This window comes from Vibrio sp. CJQ_6, from assembly GCF_043106745.1.
GTDB lineage: Bacteria > Pseudomonadota > Gammaproteobacteria > Enterobacterales > Vibrionaceae > Vibrio > Vibrio furnissii.
This window is the reverse complement of sequence record NZ_JBICMV010000021.1, coordinates 39,303-60,590: the sequence shown is the minus strand read 5'-3', so window position 1 is coordinate 60,590 and position 21,288 is coordinate 39,303. Positions and strand designations below refer to the sequence as shown.

General features: G+C 52.1%; 18 protein-coding genes. 3 read left to right on the top strand and 15 right to left on the bottom strand.

The window, feature by feature from the left end; genetic code table 11:
- The first annotated feature begins 50 nt into the window (after window positions 1–50).
- Both ACF8PK_RS11075 and ACF8PK_RS11070 read left to right on the top strand, forming a co-directional pair.
- Window positions 51–1,871: an SUMF1/EgtB/PvdO family nonheme iron enzyme gene (locus tag ACF8PK_RS11075; RefSeq protein WP_392441290.1), complete on the top strand. Its 1,821-nt coding sequence runs from the start codon at window positions 51–53 to the stop codon at window positions 1,869–1,871.
- A 312-nt stretch (window positions 1,872–2,183) separates the two neighbouring features.
- Complete coding sequence (locus tag ACF8PK_RS11070) at window positions 2,184–2,903, top strand: PAS domain-containing protein (protein ID WP_004727401.1); 720 nt, start codon at window positions 2,184–2,186, stop codon at window positions 2,901–2,903.
- A 32-nt stretch (window positions 2,904–2,935) separates the two neighbouring features.
- Here the strand turns inward: ACF8PK_RS11070 and pdxH are convergent, their stop codons facing one another.
- The 15 genes from pdxH to ACF8PK_RS10995 all read right to left on the bottom strand — a co-directional run bounded on the left by pdxH (window position 2,936) and on the right by ACF8PK_RS10995 (window position 19,993).
- The gene (pdxH, locus tag ACF8PK_RS11065) at window positions 2,936–3,571 is read right to left on the bottom strand and encodes a pyridoxamine 5'-phosphate oxidase (RefSeq protein WP_014257860.1); all 636 of its coding nucleotides are present in this window, start codon (window positions 3,569–3,571) and stop codon (window positions 2,936–2,938) included.
- Between the two features lie 147 nt (window positions 3,572–3,718).
- Window positions 3,719–5,392 carry a FapA family protein gene (locus tag ACF8PK_RS11060; RefSeq protein WP_392441286.1) on the bottom strand — a complete coding sequence of 558 codons (1,674 nt, stop codon included), beginning with the start codon at window positions 5,390–5,392 and terminating at the stop codon, window positions 3,719–3,721.
- A gap of 148 nt (window positions 5,393–5,540) precedes the next feature.
- Entirely contained in the window at window positions 5,541–7,232 is a 1,692-nt protein-coding gene (locus tag ACF8PK_RS11055) for a SpoIIE family protein phosphatase (RefSeq protein ID WP_392441821.1), read from the bottom strand.
- 26 nt (window positions 7,233–7,258) lie between these two features.
- Window positions 7,259–7,558, bottom strand: a complete 300-nt coding sequence (locus ACF8PK_RS11050; RefSeq protein ID WP_158141608.1) for an STAS domain-containing protein — start codon at window positions 7,556–7,558, stop codon at window positions 7,259–7,261.
- 9 nt (window positions 7,559–7,567) lie between these two features.
- Window positions 7,568–8,758, bottom strand: a complete 1,191-nt coding sequence (locus ACF8PK_RS11045; RefSeq protein ID WP_158141607.1) for a methyl-accepting chemotaxis protein — start codon at window positions 8,756–8,758, stop codon at window positions 7,568–7,570.
- A 27-nt stretch (window positions 8,759–8,785) separates the two neighbouring features.
- Complete coding sequence (locus tag ACF8PK_RS11040; protein ID WP_392441283.1) at window positions 8,786–9,832, bottom strand: chemotaxis response regulator protein-glutamate methylesterase; 1,047 nt, start codon at window positions 9,830–9,832, stop codon at window positions 8,786–8,788.
- Window positions 9,829–10,473 carry a chemotaxis protein CheD gene (locus tag ACF8PK_RS11035; RefSeq protein ID WP_392441281.1) on the bottom strand — a complete coding sequence of 215 codons (645 nt, stop codon included), beginning with the start codon at window positions 10,471–10,473 and terminating at the stop codon, window positions 9,829–9,831. Before ACF8PK_RS11035 ends, ACF8PK_RS11040 begins: the two co-directional genes overlap by 4 nt.
- Before the next feature lie 9 nt (window positions 10,474–10,482).
- Entirely contained in the window at window positions 10,483–11,313 is an 831-nt protein-coding gene (locus ACF8PK_RS11030; RefSeq protein WP_004727393.1) for a protein-glutamate O-methyltransferase CheR, read from the bottom strand.
- A gap of 14 nt (window positions 11,314–11,327) precedes the next feature.
- Window positions 11,328–13,745 (bottom strand): aerotaxis transducer Aer2, encoded by a 2,418-nt coding sequence (aer2, locus tag ACF8PK_RS11025; RefSeq protein ID WP_004727392.1) that lies wholly within the window; start codon window positions 13,743–13,745, stop codon window positions 11,328–11,330.
- A 10-nt stretch (window positions 13,746–13,755) separates the two neighbouring features.
- Window positions 13,756–14,220, bottom strand: a complete 465-nt coding sequence (locus ACF8PK_RS11020; RefSeq protein WP_055465421.1) for a chemotaxis protein CheW — start codon at window positions 14,218–14,220, stop codon at window positions 13,756–13,758.
- The gene (locus tag ACF8PK_RS11015) at window positions 14,220–14,711 is read right to left on the bottom strand and encodes a chemotaxis protein CheW (protein ID WP_392441819.1); all 492 of its coding nucleotides are present in this window, start codon (window positions 14,709–14,711) and stop codon (window positions 14,220–14,222) included. Before ACF8PK_RS11015 ends, ACF8PK_RS11020 begins: the two co-directional genes overlap by 1 nt.
- 58 nt (window positions 14,712–14,769) lie before the next feature.
- Entirely contained in the window at window positions 14,770–16,971 is a 2,202-nt protein-coding gene (locus tag ACF8PK_RS11010) for a chemotaxis protein CheA (protein ID WP_392441277.1), read from the bottom strand.
- A gap of 57 nt (window positions 16,972–17,028) precedes the next feature.
- The gene (locus ACF8PK_RS11005) at window positions 17,029–17,388 is read right to left on the bottom strand and encodes a response regulator (RefSeq protein ID WP_004727389.1); all 360 of its coding nucleotides are present in this window, start codon (window positions 17,386–17,388) and stop codon (window positions 17,029–17,031) included.
- Window positions 17,388–17,672: a lipid asymmetry maintenance protein MlaB gene (locus ACF8PK_RS11000; protein ID WP_055465418.1), complete on the bottom strand. Its 285-nt coding sequence runs from the start codon at window positions 17,670–17,672 to the stop codon at window positions 17,388–17,390. Before ACF8PK_RS11000 ends, ACF8PK_RS11005 begins: the two co-directional genes overlap by 1 nt.
- Before the next feature lie 284 nt (window positions 17,673–17,956).
- Window positions 17,957–19,993, bottom strand: a complete 2,037-nt coding sequence (locus ACF8PK_RS10995; RefSeq protein ID WP_392441274.1) for a GNAT family N-acetyltransferase — start codon at window positions 19,991–19,993, stop codon at window positions 17,957–17,959.
- A gap of 221 nt (window positions 19,994–20,214) precedes the next feature.
- Here ACF8PK_RS10995 and ACF8PK_RS10990 point away from each other — a divergent pair, with 221 nt between their 5' ends.
- Entirely contained in the window at window positions 20,215–21,249 is a 1,035-nt protein-coding gene (locus ACF8PK_RS10990; protein WP_004727386.1) for a PotD/PotF family extracellular solute-binding protein, read from the top strand.
- Window positions 21,250–21,288 lie beyond the last annotated feature (39 nt).

Below are 21,288 nucleotides of genomic sequence, written 5' to 3'. Positions count from 1 at the left end.
TCGTTTAGAATACCGACAGTTTTTTCAACATTTAACTGAAGTAGACAACCATGCGACAAGGTTTACCCGCTCTGTTATTCGCACTCTCGCCTTGCTTGATTGCTGCGCCCACCATGGCTGAAACCGTAGCACCCGCTACCGTTGTGGCCATTGACGACGCGCTGTTCAGTAAGCACTCAGAGTTGCAGGATGCAAAAAAGGCAACCCAGACTCAGCAAACTGCTGTCGATAATCAGCAGAGCGAACTGGATCGCCTCAATCAACAAACGCAAAGCTTGGACGCAGCGCTGAGTACCGCCAAAGCGAATCTCGAACGCGATTATCGCAAGATGATTGATGAACCTGATCTGGATCTCTCGGTCTCTCAGAACGCCTATCAGGCCGCTTGGGCCAACGTCAAACAGAATCAGAAAGCGCGCTTAGCAGCCGAGCAGAAACTGCAAGAGCAACAAGCCGCACTGGTGCAAGCGCAAGCCACGCAACAGGTCATTGAGCAAAACATCGCACAGTTGGATGACGATAAAGTTCGAGCGCGGGTGGCACGTCTGCGCACAGAGCTCAATCGCAGCGGCGATCAAAAAGTTAGTTTCACGAACGCCTGTAAAGCCGACATGACGCTGGCACAATGTGCGAAACAAACCACCGATCTGGCGCTGCAGAAAGCGGTGAAACAGTTCCAAAGTTGGCTGATTGATGAAACCAGCGAAGCGGCTATCGTGAAACAGCATCTGTCGGACGTGTCGCTCAATATCCACGTGCTCAAACACACCACCACCGATTCTGGCTTCTTTGACGGTAGTAAATTCAAAACAGTTATTGCTGCACAGCTCGATGCGCGCCCTGCAGAGAACACACCGTGCAAGCTGCTCAATGTGGCCTCGCAATACTGTTTCGCCCCTGGGGACAACACGCAGACCAGCAAACAGCAAGAGATTGCGTGGGTCAGTTTGGCCGTGCGTTCGAATCAGTACAACGACAAAGTCTCGGTTGATGGCGTCAGCTACGGCAGCACCCCGGTTGAAATCATGCTTCCGGTTGGCAAGCACATGATTACGGTCGAAAAAGAGGGCTATCGTTCATTCCATCAAGAGCTGAGCATTCGCTCTGACCACACGCTGCGTGCCGTGCTGCGTGAACATGCAAACGTTTTAAAACAAGGCTTTAAGTTTGCTGACTCCCTCAAAGGCAACGTCAAAGCCCCTGAAATGATCACTTTGGTGCGCGGGGAATACCTGCTAGGCGAAAACGCATCTCGTCAAGTTCGCCTTGATCATGCTTTCGCGATTAGCGCCACCCCCGTCACCGTGGCCCAGTTTGAAACCTTTGTGAATCAAACCAGTTACCAAACCGATGCCGAGCTGCAAAACTTGTGTATCGCGGTCAACAACTCCGAAGTCATGCCGGTTCCAGACAGCTACTGGCGCAACCCCGGCTTCAAACAGTCGGCGCAATCACCAGCCGTGTGTGTCAGCCGCAACGACGCCAAAGCCTACACCGAATGGCTCTCGAAACAGACCGGCTTTACCTATCGTCTACCCAGCGAAGATGAGTGGGAAGTTGCGGCGCGTTCAGGGAGCAAAACCAGTTACTGGTGGGGCGATACATTTGGCAGCGGCCAAGCCAACACCGGTTGGGGCGGCACGCCATGGTCAAATAAGAGCACATCACCCGTGCGCGCATTTGAACCGAACCGATTGGGTTTCTACGACGTGGTTGGGAACGTCTGGCAATGGACCAACGATGACCGCGGCTTAGCCAAAGGCGGCGCGTGGAGTTTCTCGCCAGAAATGGCAAAAGCAGAAAGTGAGCTGTTCATTTCCCCGTCGGCGGCGGCCAATTACGTCGGTTTCCGCATACTTCGCGAACTTTAAGCGTCACTTTTTCACTAAAGGGGGGGATTTCCCCCCTTTAGTGTTTCAGGGAGCTTCAATATAGTTAGCTCCAAGCGTTAGGTCAGACCTACCGCCCGATATCTTATTGATATCTCTGTGTTTTCAGCAGACCCTCGCTGAAATCATGGAACCTCTTCTACACGTCGACAAGATATGTTTCTTGTATTTGTTGCCAGCCCGTCTTCAGGCTGGCTTTTTTTTCCTCCAGCTCATATCAATTCACTGCATTTCATTGCTTACAACCGGATTCACGCTTGCTATCATTAGCCCGTTGTATATGAGGAACTGTGTGTGTCTACTCCGCTGACTGCCGAACAAATTCTACTGTTTAAACAATTGCCCGGTTATTGGGGCTGTAAAGATCTCAATTCTGTCTTTGTGTATGCCAACGACGCATACGGTGAATTAATCGGGGTAGCGTCCGCCGAGCAGTGTGTGGGACGCACAGATTTCGACATGCCCAGCCCGACCGTCGCCTGCGCAGGCGATTTTCAAGAGCAAGATCGCTACGTCATGCAAACCGGCCGCTCACTGAAAGTGCTCGACATTCACCCCTACCCCGATGGCCGTTGGCACGCGCATATTTTTACCAAAAGCCCATGGCGAGACGCCGACGGCAACATTCAGGGCACGATTTTCTACGGCCAAGACTTAACGGACACCGCAATATTGGAAGTGGGTCACTGGGTGTGCCGCGCCACTGGCTTAACGGCACCATTCAAATCGTCGAACAGTCACAGCGAAACGCCCCTGCCGAAACTCACCACCCGCGAATCAGAAACGCTGTTTTTGATGCTGTACGGCAAGAAACCGCAGCACATTGCGCGCGTGATGGGCATTTCAATCAAAACGGTAGAAGGTTACGAAGCGCGATTGCGCAATAAGTTTGGCGCGCATAGCAAAGAGAATCTGCTCGATGTGGCGCTGGATCTAGGATTTGGTTCGGTGATTCCGAAAACGCTGCTCAAAACGCAGCTCTCTGTGGTACTAAAAAACGAACACGCCGCATAAGGCGGCGTGTGTTTGTATTCTTCAAAACGAGATTAAGGCGCTAAGCGATCCACGCTCCAACCCGCGTCTGCGTGGCTGTAGATGAAGCGGTCGTGCAAGCGATGTTCGCCGCCTTGCCAAAACTCCATACTTTCCGGTTTGATACGAAATCCACCCCAGAAACTCGGAACCGGAATTTCCCCTTTGGCGAACTTCTGTTTCAGCTCCAAGTATTTACCTTCCAACACACCGCGCGCAGAAATTCGACTGCTTTGATGGCTAGCAATCGCAGCGATTTGGCTCTCTTTAGGGCGAGAGGTAAAGTACTTCATGTTCTCCAGCGCCGTGAGTTTTTCCGCCGTGCCGGTAATGTGCACCTGACGTTCAAGCGGATGCCAAGGGAAATGCAAACTCACTTTGTTGTTGTGCTGAATGTGCTGCGCTTTACGGCTGCCTAAGTTGGTGTAAAACACAAAGCCGTCTTTATCGACGTTTTTCAGCAACACGATTCGTTGAAATGGTTGGCCGGTTTCATCGACCGTTGCCACCGTCATTGCTGTTGGGTCTGTTAATTTGGCATCAATCGCCTGCTGCAACCAAAAATTGAACTGGTCAATCGGGTCTGCAAGTAAGTCCTTTCTGCGTAAACCACCTTGAATGTACTCGCGGCGAATATCTGAAAGATCCATTTCTACTCCTCATTATTTTTTGCCGATTGTGCGCTTATACGCCTCAGAACTCAAGCCACAAGCGGACAAAAGGGTGCCTCACCAACGGCATAGAAAAAGGGAGCCACCGCTCCCTTTTCTCATTCCACTTTCGAGAAGATGGGGAAGTTAAATCCCGATATCCTCTTCATCGAGTTTCGATGACATCTGAATCTCATATTGATTAAACGTAAACACAGACGGGCCATGTACGCGTTTGGTTGTCACCCGTTCCTCGCCATATTGAATGCTGACATGGGTAAAGACTTTGCCTTTGGCTTCCACCGTGTTGCTTTCTAGCATCTGCTCAAACTCTTCGTTGAGCAGCTCCAGCGCCATTTTGACTTTTTCCATATGTTCAGAGGCATTCTGTTTCTGCTCATCGATGCTGAGCTCTTCTTCCTCCGTCCGTTCAGCTTTCGGGCGTTTTTTAAATTCCAGCTCACGACGAATCACATCCATCGTTTCTTCTTGTGCTTGTTTGTACTGATCTTTGTGTTTGGCGATACGCTCTTTGTAGCCACTAAAACGCGCAAACGCTTCGATGTTCGTCGCCGTATCTCCTTCTACCCCAAGATTGAGGCAGACAATCTTCCCGCCCACTTTGGCAGTGCCGCCACTGAGCGTGCCTTGCTTCTCAGAGCCATCCAGCACTATTAAATCGCCACCACAGCGCAATTCATTGCTCATGCTGTGCACGGCTAACTGAACGTTTTCTGCGGCTTGTAGCGTCGCATACTGCGCGTAGTTGGCTTTGATGCTGCCGCCCGATTTAACCACGCAACTTTTATCGTCCCCTTCAGACACGGTATGACCGATGATGCCTTTGCCCACTTCAATGTCACCCTGCGCCTGCACATCGGCCGATTCAACAAAGCCTCCAATGGTGACCGAACCGGTCGCACGCACAATCATGCCGGGTTCCACGTCACCCGCGATCACCACACAGCCTTTGAATTTTACGTGTCCCGTCGCCACGCTGACGTTGTTCAGACACAGCGCGTTATCGACATCAATGGTTTTGCCTTTGATGATTGGCATGCCAGATTGGTTGGCCAACAGCAGATTAGGATCGTGAGGAGAAATACTGGTGCCTTTGCCAGCCAACAGCGCCGAATCGTTGCCCGGTTTCGGCTCTATGACTTTGCCTTGCACGGTAAAGCCCGGCTCCCCTTTGGTTGCAGGTTTACGCCGCATGACTTCTTCATTGACGCCGACAGTGATGGTTTCGCCAAGGTTACGCATGTCGATTTTTTCATGGCTCTTACGCTCTTTGGGCGCGAGAACGCGTTTGGTCACGTCGTCCACCAGCGCAATAAATTGCGCATCCTGCCCTTGCACCGCCTCTTTGCCTTGGGCGACGGGCTGGGTAAAAGTTTCGCCGGGTTTGAGCGTGTTACTCATCAACAGCACTTTCTTGAGCGCCAGTTTGTTGATGCCTTTGATCACGTGCGATTGCGCCAATGCATGCACCAGCTCACTGCCGTAAAGGCCGCGTCCGCCATATGCCCCGGTGACCACCATGCTGGCCAGCATGTCCTGTTCACTCAACACCACTTCCACGCTGGCATTGCGCATTTCAGCGACCACGATGCCTTCGTAGACCTCTCCCTTTGACTCTTTGGCGCAGTTCACAAAGCGAGTCACTTCGCTGTCGAGCACCAAATACTTACGCGCGCCAATCTCGGCCAACGCTTCAACTAATCCGGCCGCCGAAAAAGATTTATCGACCGATTTATCTGAAGGCAGTTTGGCCATGACGCTTTTTTTGTTCTCAGAGAGAGCAATCAAATCCTTCCACATACTGCGTCACCTTACGGCATTCCTGTCGTTTACAACACAGTGTATAAAAAATGATACGGAGTCGAAATAATTCGATGTTCAAATTAAGGCTTGCATCACTTCTGGAACCAAAGTCTAGGTCGCGAATCAGGTTTTACAGTGTAAATGGTTAGGGAATGGATGACGGGAAAGGATGCGAACCGCTAAATACATACACGGCATGCACGCACTTGCCACCATTGGAATAGTGCAGCGACTCGCATAACTCAGACGCCAACAGGATACCTCGACCGTATGTGAAGTCGGCATCGACGCTGCGCTGCTGCTGACAATCAAACCCTCTGCCACTGTGTTCCAAGGTAAATTCAATCCGCGAACGGCTCGGCTGATAATCGACATCCAATCGAATCCAATGTGCATCATCGAGCGCGTTGAGTTTCTCTTCGCGCACTTGGTAGTAACGAATGAAGCCATCGGGATCGTCTTTGATGTCCGATTTCAGCGCCAGTAAGCCATGTTCAATCGCATTGGAAAACAGCTCCGACAAAATCGAACACAACAGATCCAAATGCGCACCGCCCAGCACAATGCCTTTAAGAAAGGTGCGCACTTCATTCATCACCACCACCTCACGCAACACTGAAGCTGGGAAACTGAGCGTACTTTTGACCGGCAACTTGCTCAACAGTAATGGCGGCGTCAATTGCACTGGGCTGATGTTGGTAATGGGAAACGTCATGGTCAAAATGGAGAGATCGTCGCTGGTGCCAGCTTTGGCAAATCGCTGCACTTCATCGTACAGCGTGGGAATCAGCTCGCCCTGCGGCACGCGGCCAAGCAGCGTTTCTAAACGTGCCTCACCATACAATTCACCAGCGGCATTTTCTGCTTCCGTGATGCCATCGGTATAACACACAATCCGCTGCCCCGGCTCCAATTTGACCTGCTGAATATCACTTTCAAATTCATGAACGTTGAGCACGCCAAGCGGCATGTGCGACGAGACTAAGCGTTTAATGATTTGGCCGGACTCATCCAACACATACCCTTCGGGTAAACCGCCGCCCCACCACGAGACTTCAAATCCATTGGCTCGCACTTCAAACACGCTCGCGGCCAACATCATGCCGGTCGGCAGGAAACTTTCCAGGGAGCGATTGAGCTCCGTGACGATTTCCCCCAGCGATAATCCCCGAGCAGCGGTCGAAAAGAAGGTGCGCGTGGCCGGAATGGTTGAGATGGCCGCTGGTAAACCACTGCCTGTCGCATCAGCAATCATCACATACACGCCGCCATAGGGTCGACTGGCCACCACAATCAGATCGCCATTGAAAATGGTGGAGGGGGTTGAAATGTATTCGATGCCAAAAATGTGCTCGACCTGCGCGCTCATCTCTTCCATCAAATTGGAGAAAATCGATTCGGAGATCGCGTAGTCGTATTGAACCTGTTCACGAAAGTGTTGCAGTTGATCGCGCTGCTCCGTCACCTCGTTGTGCATTTTCACCACTCGATAATGCGCCTGCACTTTGGCAATCAACACACTGCGTTCTACCGGTTTGAGAATGAAATCATCCCCCAGCGACAAGCAGCGTTCAAACGAGTCGTGATCATCCAGAACGGTGAGAAAGATGATGGGAATATAGTTGTCCGGAAATGCACGGCGAATGTCTTGCGCAGTGGCAAAACCATCTTTGATCGGCATCATCACATCCAGCAGAATCAAATCGGGCAGCGATGTCATCTGCTGCATCGCCTCGACCACGCCTTGTCCGTTTTCAAATACATCAATGTGTTCTGCCACATGTGCCAACATAAACCGGCACAGCTCTCGATTGGTGGCATGATCGTCGATCACCATCACTCGCATAGGGGTCGCCTCACGCTCTATTCAATGGAGAACTTCTTATCGAAGCGAGAAATCATCAGCACTTTCCTGACTTGCGGCAGCGTGTTGATGATGCGAATCATGCCATCTGGCTGTTCGAGGTAATTTTTCATGTTCAACAACATCCCCAAGGCCGCACTATCAATGTAGTTCACTTTGCGCATGTCGACGGTGTAACGGTGGTCAAAGCGTTTGGCATAACTGCTGCGAAAATCCTGCACCAAATTAAAACAGAACGAGCCTTCCACCGAGATAGTCACGTGCTTGTTCTCATTGTCGATATTGGTTTCAATGCCCATAGTTTCTCCTTAGAACAGCTCCACTTCACCTTCGTCCATGCAGCTCTGATTGGCCGCTGGCGCGCTGCGTTGGGACGAACGCTCCTCCAGCTGTTGAATTTGTGCCGTGACCGCTTCCAGCGCCTGTGTGTTGTGGCGCAGCATACTCAGCAAGCTAATGGCCTCTTCCAAGTAATTGAGTGAATCCTGCGCATAATCCCCTTGCTGAACCACGATGTCGGCAAATTGCAGCGAACGCACACCATCGCCAACGTGTTTAACCAACACTTGCCCCAGCTCTTGCATTTTTTGCACTTCACGCTCAATTTCGGTGTTCACCTGTTGTACCCCATGCAGCATGTCATCCACTTTGCCTTTGGAGGCTTCAACGTGTGACATATCAATGGATGCCATTTCACCCACAGTTTTATTGGCTTCTTTCACCGTTTGCTGCGCAATCTGAATCTCTTTTTCGATTTGGCTGTTGAGCGCTTCCGCTTTCACCGACAGGTTACGAACCTCTTGGGCCACCACCGCAAATCCGCGCCCAGCCTCACCTGCGCGCGCCGCTTCAATGGCGGCATTCAGCGCCAACAGATTGGTTTGCTCAGACAAGCCCCGCACCTGATCAAGCAACTGAAACACCACGTCCAACTTGAGTGACATGTCGCGAATGCTGTTGACGGCTGAGGTGCTCTTTTCCGACACATTCAACAGCGTAGAAACAAATTCATTGATGATGGCTTCGGTGCGCGGCAGCACCGTGGTTAAGCTATATTCACTGTTTTGGTTGGCCAGTAGGTTATTCACCAACGTACTGGAAATCGCCGATTGCTGTTCACTGACGGTTTGCAGGCCGAAAAAGCTCTCGTTGAGCAGTTCGACGGATTCATCGACGATGCGATGCTGCTTTTCCAACGGTTCGCGCACGCGTTCGATATTCAGGCTCACCACCGATTCAAGCCGTTCGCTGGACTGATGCGCTTGATTTGATGGCGGCTGTGATGTCTGGACGGCCCCGTTAGTTTGGCGCACCGAGGCTGCCGCAGGGGTGGCGTCAACCGTTTGCCTCGCCGACAACACTAACCAAGGCAATGCCGCTGCGACCATCGCGCCGAGCATGAACCACACGCTCTGTGCCAGCATCGCCAAACCGCCTAACACCACCACTTGGGCAAGCAGAATCAAGCCTTTTCTATTGCGTGTTTTTGTCTCTTTCATATCCGCTCCTGGGCACCACATCCAACGTCATTTTTTGTGCATTTGTATTTGTTCACAGATCCATTGCGGCACCGCATTGAGCGCGCGCACATCGAGCGCGCCGCCGAGCTCGACCGCCACTCTCGGCATGCCCCACACCACACTGCTCTTTTCATCTTGCGCCACCGTCGGAGCCCCTTGTTGGCGCATTCGCAACATGCCTCGCGCGCCATCTTGTCCCATGCCGGTCAGAATCACGCCGATGGCGCGATCGCCCGCCACTTCTGCCACCGAATCAAACATCACATCCACGGACGGTTTGTGGCGATTGACCGGGCCGCGGTCATCCAATTCGGCATAAAACTGCGCGCCGCGTTTGACCACCACCATGTGGCGATCGCCCGGCGCCAAATACGCGTGTCCTGCCAACAGTAACGTGTGCCCGCTGGTGACTTCCTGCACGTTGATGGCACTGTGATCATCCAAGCGTTTGGCAAATGATGGCGTAAACATGGCACTGATGTGTTGCGTGATCACAATCGGTGGCAACGTGGCGGGCAGCGCCGACAGCACACTTTTCACCGCTTCCGTCCCCCCGGTTGAAGCGCCAATCGCGAGCAGTTGGATACGCGTCTCCCCCGCCGTGAACGGCAACGGAGGCGCCGAAACCGCTTTGGTGGCAGTGGCGACATTTGCACCCGCCGCCATTTTGATTTTCTCGTTGACCAACGTTTTGTAATTGACCATGTCGGCGGTGTTGTCGACCGACGGCTTGGGGAAATAGTCAACAGCGCCAAGCTCCAAGGCGGCTAATGTGGCGTCTGCACCATGCTGCGCCAAGGTGGAAATCATCACCACCGGCATCGGACGTAGACGCATCAAATTGCGCAGAAATTGCACCCCATTCATCTTGGGCATTTCAATATCCAACGTCAGCACATCCGGGTTGTGGCGTTTGATCAGTTCACGCGCTTGATAGGGATCTTCAGCGCCTGCGACCACGTCAAGATCCGGATCCGAATCAATCAATTGCATCAGCAGCGCGCGAAACACCGGCGAATCATCCACGACCAACACTTTGATCTTTTTGCTCATTCAAACAGCTCCACTGGGGTCAACTCGGCATGTGTGGCTTGATCGAGTTGATGCGAATAACGCGCTTCATGACGTCGAATGGCCGTCACCTCAGCGCATGGAATACGCTTAATCCACACCTTGCCGCTTTTGGGATCAAACAGGACACGTCGCGGCTCAGACCCACCCAAATCCTGTGCTTGTACGCTGAGGTGCTCGCGTTTGACGTAATCGAGCACAAACTCCACGTTCTTAATCCCAATCAACGATTGAAAGCCCATCAATTGGGCACCACCAAACAACTTCACTTTCAAGCCGCGCCGGTCAGCCCCCATGTTAATCAGTTGGTTGATCAGCAGCTCCATCGCATAACAGCCATAGCGCGAAGCCGTCGAGAGAATCTCGTTGGGCTTCCAATGATGCAGTTGCGCGCTGGTATCAAACGGCAGCAAAAAGTGATTCATGCCACCCACGCCCGCTTTTTCATCCCAGATACACGCCGACACACACGAACCCAGCCCAGTACAAATGATCTCCTCTTGCGCTGTGGCATAAACACCGCCCGGCAGCACTTTAACCCACGGCATGTTGGGTTTTAAATTGGGAAAACGATCGTATTTCACGTTCTCCATTTTGATCGTCGAGGTGGCTGGGCTATCCATCGTGCTGCGCTACATCTTGACGTAAATCGTCTGGCCTAAATGGTGGAACATCGAACTGCAACGCCCCAAGCTTTCAGAATGACCCAGAAACAATACGCCGCCAGGTTTGAGTCGATCGTGAAACCGCGTGATCAACAGCTCTTGTGTCGGTTTGTCGAAGTAGATCATCACATTCCGGCACAAGATCAGATCGAATTCATCGCGCATCGGCCAGTGATCGACCAAATTTAACTGATGAAACTGCACAAATTGTTGTAACTTGCGCGCCACTTTGATCTTGCCAGCTTGGTCACCTTTCCCGCGTAGAAAACAGGGCTTGAGGTACGGCTTCGGAATGCTCGCCAGCGCGTCTTGCGAATAGATGCCGCGACGCGCGTGATCCAGCACTTGTGTATCGAGGTCTGTCGCCCAGATGTTAACGGATTCCGCAAAGTCGAACGTCCCCGACATCAGCAAAGATGCCGCCACGCTATACGGCTCCTCGCCCGTCGAGCAGCCCGCCGACCAAATGTTGATGTTGTGATTGCCCAAGCTGCGCCACCCCTCCACCACCACTTTTTCGAGGAATTCAAAATGATGATATTCGCGAAAAAATTGGGTCTTATTGGTGGTCAGCGTATTAATAAAGTGAATGCATTCCTGCTCATCGTGTTCAATCAACGCACGATATTCCGCAAAGCGGTTCAAGCCTCGGCGGCGCATCTGACGGCTGATGCGCCCGTAAACCATGGCTCGCTTGCGGTCAGACAGATAAATGCCAACCCGTTTGTGCATAAACCACTGGATGAACTTGAAATCTTTGTCCGTCAGTTCAAATTCTTGTTCATTCAAAGCCAACATCGCTGAGTCCCTTGTTAAAACTCTTCCCACTCATCACCATCGTCGTTCAAATCGAGCCTAGCATTCGCCACTTTGCCCGGTGAACGCAGGTCGCTAACATTGCTGCGTTTCGATTGCTTGGGCACTTCGGGTGCGGTCGACTTGCGTGTTTCAAACGTGGTGATGTTGCTGTCGGTGGTAAAGAAGTTCATCAGATTCAACAGCTCTTTGCCTTCGTCTTTCAGTGATTGGCTGGCCGCAGAAATCTCTTCCACCAACGACGCGTTCTGTTGCGTCATCTCATCCATTGCCGTCACTGCACGGTTGATCTCATCAATCCCGGTCGATTGTTCGATGCTGGACGACGCGATTTGGCCGATTAAATGCGACACTTTGCTGACTGCTTCTACGATCTCATTCAAGGTGGATCCCGATTCGTTCACCAAGCGCGATCCTTCGTCCACTTTCTCCACGCTGTCTTTGATCAAGCCTTTGATCTCTTTTGCTGCTGCCGCACTGCGCTGTGCAAGGTTGCGAACTTCGCCCGCGACCACGGCAAAACCACGGCCTTGTTCACCAGCGCGCGCCGCTTCAACCGCAGCATTCAGCGCCAACAAATTGGTTTGGAACGCGATTTCGTCAATCACACCAATGATGTCCGCAATTTTCTTGCTGGCGGTGTTGATTTCACCCATGGCGTTAATCGCCTGCCCAACCACTTCGCCTCCTCGCGTCGCTTTTTTCGCGGCATCGGTGGACACGCCGTTGGCGTCTTTTGCGTTGTCGGCATTCTGGCGCACTGTCGCAGTCATCTGTTCCATGCTGGCCGCCGTTTGCTCCAGATTGGAGGCTTGCGCTTCAACACGTTGGCTCAAGTCGTTGTTGCCTTCGGCAATTTCAGTCGATGCCGTTGCCACCCGCGCCGAGGATTTGGTGATCTTGTCAACCATGGCGCGTATGTTGGTGATGGACGTATTCACCGCTTCCGCCAACCGGCCAAATTCACCCTGATGTTCGTGCGGCATCTGGTTGTTGAGGTTACCCTCGGCGACCTGACTCATGACATCAATGCACTGCCCCAGCGGCTCCACTAAGGTATCCAGCAGGTTGTTAATGCCATCACCGAGTTCGCGCATAAAGCCGTTGTAAACTGAGGTATCAATGCGTTCGTGCAGCTCGCCATCAATCGCTTTTTGAATCAGGCTTTCCACCTGACGCTGACCATCACGCTGCTCGGTGATATCCACCCATTGCAGCGCCGGGCCAATATAGTTGCCTTTGCCATCACGCATCGCGATGCAAGTGAGGTTAAATTCTAATGAGCCCACTTTGATGTTCGAACTGAACGGCAGCCGATCCGGATTGCTGATGATGCTGCGCTGATGGGACGGATTTTTGTGGAAGGTGTCGATGCTGCGTCCAACCAGTTTGCTGACTTCAAAACCCGGAAACGCCTGCGCCAATTCGCTTTCTCGACTACGCAACAATGCCGCCAGCGACGGGTTGAGGTACTGAATGATGCCTTCTTGGTCGGCCATCATCAGGTTAGTGGTCATGCCCTCTACGGCCGACGCCAAACGGCCAATTTCGGTCTCTTTGGCCCGCTCTTCGGTGACATCGCGCCACTCCAGCGTGTTGCCAATGTAGGCGCCGCTGATGTCGAAAATCGCCGCGACGTTGAGCTCGATTTTCAACGGGCCAATCGTAATGTCGGTGCTGTAAGGTAAGTTATTGGGATCGCTGAGTAATTTGCGCTGATGCGCTGGATTACGGTGAAACTCATCGATGCAGCGTCCCATCAACCATTCCGACGACGCAGTAAAGCCCGACCATACCGTGCGCAGCGTCATTTCATGCTTGCGAAACAGCGTCAGTGTCTCTGTGTTGATATAAGTGATGTTGAAATCGCGGTCGATCATCACCATCGCCGTCTGCGCCTGATCAATCGCCGCCCGCAGACGCGCCACTTCATTTTCCTGCTGACGCAGCGCAGTCACGTCTTGCCATTCCAGCGTGTTACCGATGTAAATGCCGTTTTGGTCGATAATCGCCCCGACGTTGAGTTCAATCTTGACTCCTTTGATATCGATGGTCGTCACGTACGGCAAGTTGGCGGGCGTGGAGAGCATCTGGCGTTGATGCGCTGGATTGCCGTGAAAATTATCGATGCAGTAACCCATCAAAAATTCTTCATCGGCGCGAAAATTGGGCCACACCGATTTGAACAAACTTTCATGTTGCTGAAGCAAATTCATCGACTGCTTATTGAGATAGGTAATTTTAAAATCCCGGTCGATCATCATCAGTGCGGTCTGCGCCGCATTGAGCGCGGAGAGAAGCTGCTGATTGGAAATTCCCTTCTCGGCCTCGTTTTCAAACTCATCAAGCAATGAGTCGGCCGCAGGTGCGACATAGTGCTGTTCTTTTTGGGGGTTGCGATTCCAAAATGCCATGAGTGTTCCCTCACATGATTGCTTCTTCAATGGTGTGGTGATTGAGTTCTGCCACGTCAAACAGCGACTCAATATCAATCAAAATCAAATGACCGCTTTTGACGGCGGCAATGCCTTTAATAAACTGTTGTTTTGCTGCGCTCGATAAATGTGGGGCTGGTTTGATCTGCTCCGGATGCAGTTCGTACACTTCCGCGACCCCATCCACAATCAGCCCCAGCGGGCGTTTCTGACTGTCGTTGAGTACCACCACCACGGTGGTGGCCGTGATCTGTGCAGGCGACAGATGAAAACGCATGCGTAAATCGACAATCGGGACGTATTCCCCGCGAATATCCAGCACGCCGATCATGTAGTCTGGCGAATTGGGTACCGAGCGCACGTCATTCCAGCCGCGGACTTCGCGCACATCGAGAATCGACACGCCGTACTCATCCTCGTCCAAGACAAAACTGAGAAACTCTTGCGCCGCCATCACGCCTCCTCGCCCAGAATTCGGGCAATATCCAGCAGTGAATCGGTATCGAGCAGCGACATCACTTCCTCGCCAACGTTCAGTAATCCTTGGAGATACGGCGCCACGGACGTCTCGCCAATGGCGGGAAATAAGTCGTTATCGCCTTGACCAATCACATCGCTGACCGCATCGACCACCAACCCCATCAGCCGAGAGTGATCGCCCACATCACTGCGCAGCACCAGCACCACCGTCGTCGGTAAATAGTCATTGGTGCCTAAGCCAAAACGCAGGCGCAAATCCATGATCGGCACAATCATGCCGCGCAGATTGATCACGCCTTTCACAAAATGGGGGGAACGGGGAATCGGCGTGGGATGCTCCCACACGCGGATCTCTTCCACGTCGCGAATCGCGACGCCATAGAGTTCATTGGCTAAGCGAAAGCTGAGAAAATCGGCGCCACGTGACGAATCATCGTGGCTGGCCATCAGTGCAGCATGCACCATCGATTCATGTTGAAGTGGGTGTGCGTGTTCGATATCCATTCGTCGCTCTCCTTCACAACTAGGCGGCCATGCCTTTTTGGCCACCGAGACTGCGGCGTTTCATATACGTGGTGATCAATCCCTGAATGTCCAAAATCAGCGACACAGAGCCATCGCCCAAAATGGTGGCGCCAGAAATACCGGCCACCTTGGCGTAATTCGATTCGAGACTTTTGATCACCACTTGTTGTTGATCGAGTAGTTCATCGACCAGCAGCCCAACCCGATTGCCCGCGGCTTCAACAAAGCAAAGTAGCCGTCTGCCGAGCGCGCCACTGCTGCCCATTTCCAGTTCATCTTGCAAACGTAAAATGGGGATGTTCTCGTCCCGCAGGCGATACAACTCAACGCCGCCGGACGCTAACTTGACGCATGATGGATTGATTTGAATCGATTCCACGATGGTCAGCAGAGGAATGATGTAGACTTCGCTGCCGACACGCACCAGTTGGCCATCGAGAATGGCGAGCGTGAGCGGCAAACTAATGGTGAAGTGACTGCCCTTACCAAGGCTTGATTCCACTTCAATGTGGCCACCCAGCTCTTCAATGTTGCGTTTCACCACGTCCATGCCGACGCCGCGACCGGAAATGTCAGAAACTTGATCGGCGGTCGAAAAACCGGGCGCGAAAATTAGGTTGAGCACTTGTTTATCTGATATTTCATCCCGGCGGGAGTCGGCCGGTAACACCCCTTTTTCAACCGCTTTGCGCCATACGCGATCGCAGTCAATGCCCGCACCATCGTCTTTCACTTCGATGATGATGGAGCCGCCCTGATGATAGGCGTCGAGTTCGATCAGCCCCATTTCCGGTTTGCCCGCATCCAAACGTTGCTGCGGGCGCTCAATCCCATGGTCAATGCCATTGCGCACCAAATGCACCAATGGGTCGACAATGCGTTCGAGCACGGTTTTATCCAGTTCGGTATTCTCACCTTGGATCTGCAAATCGACTTTCTTTTCCAGACGACCGCACAAATCGCGCACCAAGCGAGGAAAGCGGCTAAACGCAAAGCTCATCGGCAACATGCGAATGTTGAGCACGTTTTCTTGCAGGTCTTTGCTGTTTTGCAATAGCTGCGCGAGCCCCGCTTGCAGTTTTTCCAGTTTATCCATCGAGAAGTCGTTGCCGATTTCAGTCAGCATCGATTGGGTGATGACCAACTCCCCAACAAGGTTAATCAGGCTGTCGACCTTATCGATATCGACCCGAATCGACGTCACGCTCGACTCCGATTTCGCCGCTTTCACGGGCGCTTTCTCTTTGCTTTCCTGACTTTGCGTTTCGGGGCGTTTTGTTTCACTCGGGGAAGTATCGTGGCATCGCCCATCGTCCATACTGGCTTTGGGCAGATTGGCGTCATGTGAAGGCGCAGCATGGCCGGTTTGAATGGGCGCTGCTGCCGAATGGTCAACTGTGTCGCTCGCCTTCGCGCTCACGGCTGGCGCCAACGATGCGCTCACCTCATCTGCACCAAGGGATGAGTCAACGGGCGTTCGCGTCAGAAGCAAATCACACTCATCTTCCACCCATTCGAAGATTTCACGAATAGCCGCCTCTTCCACCGCCCCATCGAGACGTGCTCGCCACGCGAGGTAGCAAAGCTCGGCTTCCATTTCGAGCAACTCCGGCAGTGCAGAGGCATCGGCTTCAATCTCACATTGCGGGTCAAGCTCATGCAGCTCGCGCAAAATACGCAGCGGATCGTTGCCGCTAAAAAACAGTTCTTGATGAGGCACAAAGCTCACCATCCAAGGGCCTAAGGCCTCATCGCACGCCTCATCCGAAGTTTGGTCACTCACCGGTTGCGCCGCCGCGTCAGGGGCAGCAACGGCCTGAAGTAACGCAGCAAGCTGATGACTTACCGAGGCTTTCAAGTCAACATCGACATCCGATCCGGTTTCGTGTCCTTCCAACATATCTCGAATCACGTCGCAGCTTTTCAGCAGCACATCCACGCTTTGCGCTGACAATTGTGTTTCCTGATTGCGAACTTTGTCGAGATACGCTTCGACCGAATGAGTGAACTCACTGATATCAAGCAAATTGAAGGTCGCGGCCCCGCCCTTGATGGAGTGAGCGGCGCGAAAAATGGTGTTAATGGTTTCGTGATCTCCCTCTTGTGGGTCAAGATGGAGTAGCACATTTTCCAGCACTTCAAGATTTTCACGACATTCTTCGTAAAACATCTTACGCAGCTGTTCCATGTCTAAAGCCATATTCAGTCCTGCCAATTGACGTTATCGAGTTTCAACACTTCCAAGTCGAAGCAAAAATTACAGCACGCGTTTTAGAGTTTTTAGTAACGTGTCCGGGTTAAACGGTTTGACGAGCCAGCCGGTTGCGCCCGCCAGTTTGCCTTCTTGTTTTTTCTCCATGCTGGTTTCTGTGGTCAGCATGAGGATGGGAATAAATTTGTATTGTGGGTTACCGCGAATCGCTTTGACCAATTCAAAGCCGCCCATGTTGGGCATGTTGACATCGGAAATCACCACATCAAATTTGGTGCTCTGCGCTTTGGTCAGGGCTTCGCGACCATCATTGGCAGTTTCGACGTCATACCCTGCATCCTTAAGGGTGTGGCTAACCATCTGACGAATAGAAATGGAGTCATCTACAGCGAGAATTTTTGTCATTACGTCTTCCTTGTTGCATCTTGAGATTCCATAAACCAGCGCTCTAGGCCCAGCACATCGATGCCTTCCTGTAACGCTTCAGAGATGTTTTCTAAACGGATGTCGCGCTCTGCCAAACGTGCAGACTCAACAAACGAGACCAGAAGCTGAATGCCCGCTGCGTCCACACGTGACACATGCGTGGCATCAATGACCAAAGGGGTGGCTTGTTGCAGCCATTCTTGATATTGGACTTTGCAATCAACCACATTGCTGATGTCCAGACTCTCATTTAAGGTGAACACAAGCCGAATTCCTTGTCATTGTGCGCTAATGAAGGTTCCTTTTTTTCTTTTGTGAGTGTAGAAAGGAATGCTTAATTAGCAAATTACATAATAGGGATTCATTTTGCTGGTCAATACAACTTTTGAGTTAGACGAGAAGATAAGACACTTAATCTAAAGGATTTTTTTTGGCGGTGACCAAAAAGGAAAAGCCCTACGAAAGTGAAGTAATACATAGGACTTTTTTGACATGGAAGCGCGGAGGGAAGCATTTACACTGTAAATCAACCTCACTCAAACCGATCTCATTGCGACGTTTTACACTGTAAATTTGTCAGTAACTTAGCGAGTGATTCACGAATTCTGGCTTCGATTTGTTTTCGGCCCGAACCATCAAATGCATTGGCACATTCTTGCCAAGTGTGTCGTTGCAAGACTTTGGCAATCAATACATCCGGCACCGCTAACCATTGTTCTGCGCTTAAACTCAGTAAAAGTTGTTCAATCCACGCGGCAACGCTTTCATAGTTTGCGCCGCCATTGGCGTAGTGCTGCAATAACGTCAGCGGGATGGTCGTTGTGACTGGCGTTTTGGCGTGGCTCATTAACTGACGCACCAATGCAGGCGTTAAGGTTCGTAACGTCTCACTGAGTTCATAGCTCAAATGAATCGGGAATTGCGCCGTCGCCTCTTCCACCCAAGGTTGTGAATGATGTTGAATCATCAACAGGGAGTGGCAGCCGCTGGCTTGGTCGCGCTGCGAGCCGATTTTGACGGCGAAAAATTGGTTGTGTTGCCAAAAGCGAACCAGTTCAGAGGTGGCGCCAAAGCTGGTGGCGTAGTAATCGGCAGGATGACTCGCCACAAAGTGCGATAACAACGACGAACCGACACCGCGCTGCTGTAACTGAGGATGGATGGCAATGCGCATGATCCGCAAACACGTTTGCTGGGCGGCGACGGCCATGCCCAGTTGATTGGCTAACGTCACCGGTGCAAGATGACCTTTAGGGCGACGTTGTCCGCGCTGAATCTGTTCAATCAATGTGTCATCCAATCCCCCTTCCCGCACCGCCAATATGCAGCCAATTACGCGCTCGTCGGCGCGCGCAACGAACACGCACATCGCATCGTCTCCCAGAAGGTGCAGCACATCATTGGGCGATGTTTGATAATGGGCGTTCACCAGCAAGGCAAAGATGTCAGCCAGCAAAGCGGGTTGTTGAAGTAACTCAACTTGGGGAATGGCTTGATAGCGCAGTGACGTCAGGTTGAGATCACGGGGCAACAATGCAACATCAGAATCAAGTAAGAACGCGCGCCGATGCCATGCTTCCAGCGAATCATCAGGGCTCCAGCGTATCGGATGGTCAAGGTGCAACGTGCGCATCTGCGGTCGCTGCTGTTGCAACCACTGTTGGAACTTCAACGTGAATCCTCGCCCACACCCTTCATAGCCGTGGATGGTGGTCGAGAACACCGCGCGGTGATAACGCTCAGCAAAAGTCATCAACATGGGTAACGGCAGCGCTGCCGCTTCATCAACCAATAACACATCACATTCTGGCTGATGCAAGATAATCTCATCCGGCGCCATAAAACGCAGTTGCGATGCCTGATAATGCAGCGCATCTTTGGATGCCTGCGCCAACGGAAGACATCGCGCGGCGTGCTGAAATAGCGGCGCAACGTTGGCCAGTGTGGGAGCCGTCACGATGATGTTCAGCGAGCGGGACTGCATCAATTGCGCCGCAGCGATCCCTAACGCACTGCTTTTACCTCGCCCGCGATCAGCTGTCAGCACCAGCGGTCGTTTACGGTGCCCTTCCACCACGCGGACGACCAGTGCAATCGCCTCGGCTTGCTGAGCAAAGGCATCTTCAGGCGCAGCCACGTCGACCTTCGGCAAAGACGGCAGCGTGGTTGGAGTAACTTGCAGTAATTCTGCAAGCGCGGCGGCCAGCCATTGCTGAGCCGGATTTTCGCTCGCCACTTGGTCGCCAATCAGCAGCAAGAGACCACCGCCGGTCAAGGTTCCCAACGCAGCGCTAAAGCTGTTGGCATCAAATCCCTCGCTGACATCGCAAATCAGCCATTGGCATTCACGCCCCAAGAGATACTGGCCTTTATTGAATGCCACTGGCGTTACGCCCGCACGAGCCTTGCCGCCCAATTGAAACACTGTGCTATCGCTCGCGAGCTGCTGCATCAACGCATCCACAACGGCGTGTTGCCATTCCAGCGTTCCTTGTAGACGCACACCGAAACGGCCATTGCACGTAACGGCTAAATGCTGAAGCTGATCAAAAAATTGCAAAATAGTTGCGGTTGGATTTGCCATAAAAAACCGTGAGTTGTTGCCATTGCACCATGGTAGCACACGCGTGCACCTGCGCCATATTCCGTCCTGATTAGCCTGCACGCGGTTGCACCAAATTCGTCATTTGAAGGCTAAAATCTTTTTCCATAACGACAAATTATATTTGCTTTATTGCGCTTCTCATTTCACTAATGATGCATGCGAAATCCAGCGTGGTGCTGGCCTTTAGGAATCAAAATACAATGAAAAATTTCATCAAAGGATTGGTACTCGCTGCAGTGGTCGCTTCTAGCCAAGTGAATGCAGAGACAAAAACGCTGAATGTCTACGCTTGGGGAGGTTACCTGCCCGAAGCATCACTGAAGAAATTTGAGCAGCAAGAAGGCGTCACCATTAACTATTCAACCTTTGAGAACAATGAGTCAATGTACACCAAACTCAAACTTCTGAAAGGCGGCGGTTATGACGTGGTGTTTGCATCAGCTTACTTTATCGAAAAGATGGGCCGTGAAGGCCTGTTGGCTGAACTCGACCACGCACAAATCCCCAACATGAAAGATACGATGCCTTCCCTACTCGGCCAGGCGCACGATCCACAAAACAAATATTCGCTGCCGTATATCTGGGGCGTTACCGGTCTGAGCTACAACGAAGCCATGATTCCGGAAGGCATTACCCAGTGGAAAGATTTGTGGAACAGCAAATACGCACAGCAAGTGATGTTGATTGACGACATTCGCGATGTATTTGGTATGGCACTGAAACTCAACGGCTACAGCATCAACACCAAGAACGAGAAAGAAATTGAGCAAGCGTATCAGTCGCTGGCGGCGCTGAAAGATAACGTGCTGCTCTACAACTCAGACGCACCGCACGTGCCGTATGTGTCCGGCGAAGCGTCACTGGGCATGCAATGGAATGGCAATGCGTATCAAGGCCAACAAGAAATGCCAGAGCTGAAATTCGTGATGCCGGCGGAAGGCGCGGTTTTGTGGATGGACAATTTCACGATTCCATCAGGTAGCGAGCACAAAGCGTTGGCGCACAAGTTCATTAACTTTATGTACCAACCTGAAAACCAAGCGGAGATCGTGAACAGCCTTGGCTACGCCTCAGCGACCAAAAGTGGTCGCGCGTTACTGCCTGAAGCGCTGCGCAATAACGCCACCATCTTCCCTGCAGAAGAGGACATGGCGAAGGGTGAATTCATCAATGATGTTGGCCCCCAAGCACTGGCCATTTATGAGAAGTACTGGCAGCGCCTAAGAAACCAATAATTGCGATAAGCAGTAAAAAACCACCGGCATAGCAGGTGG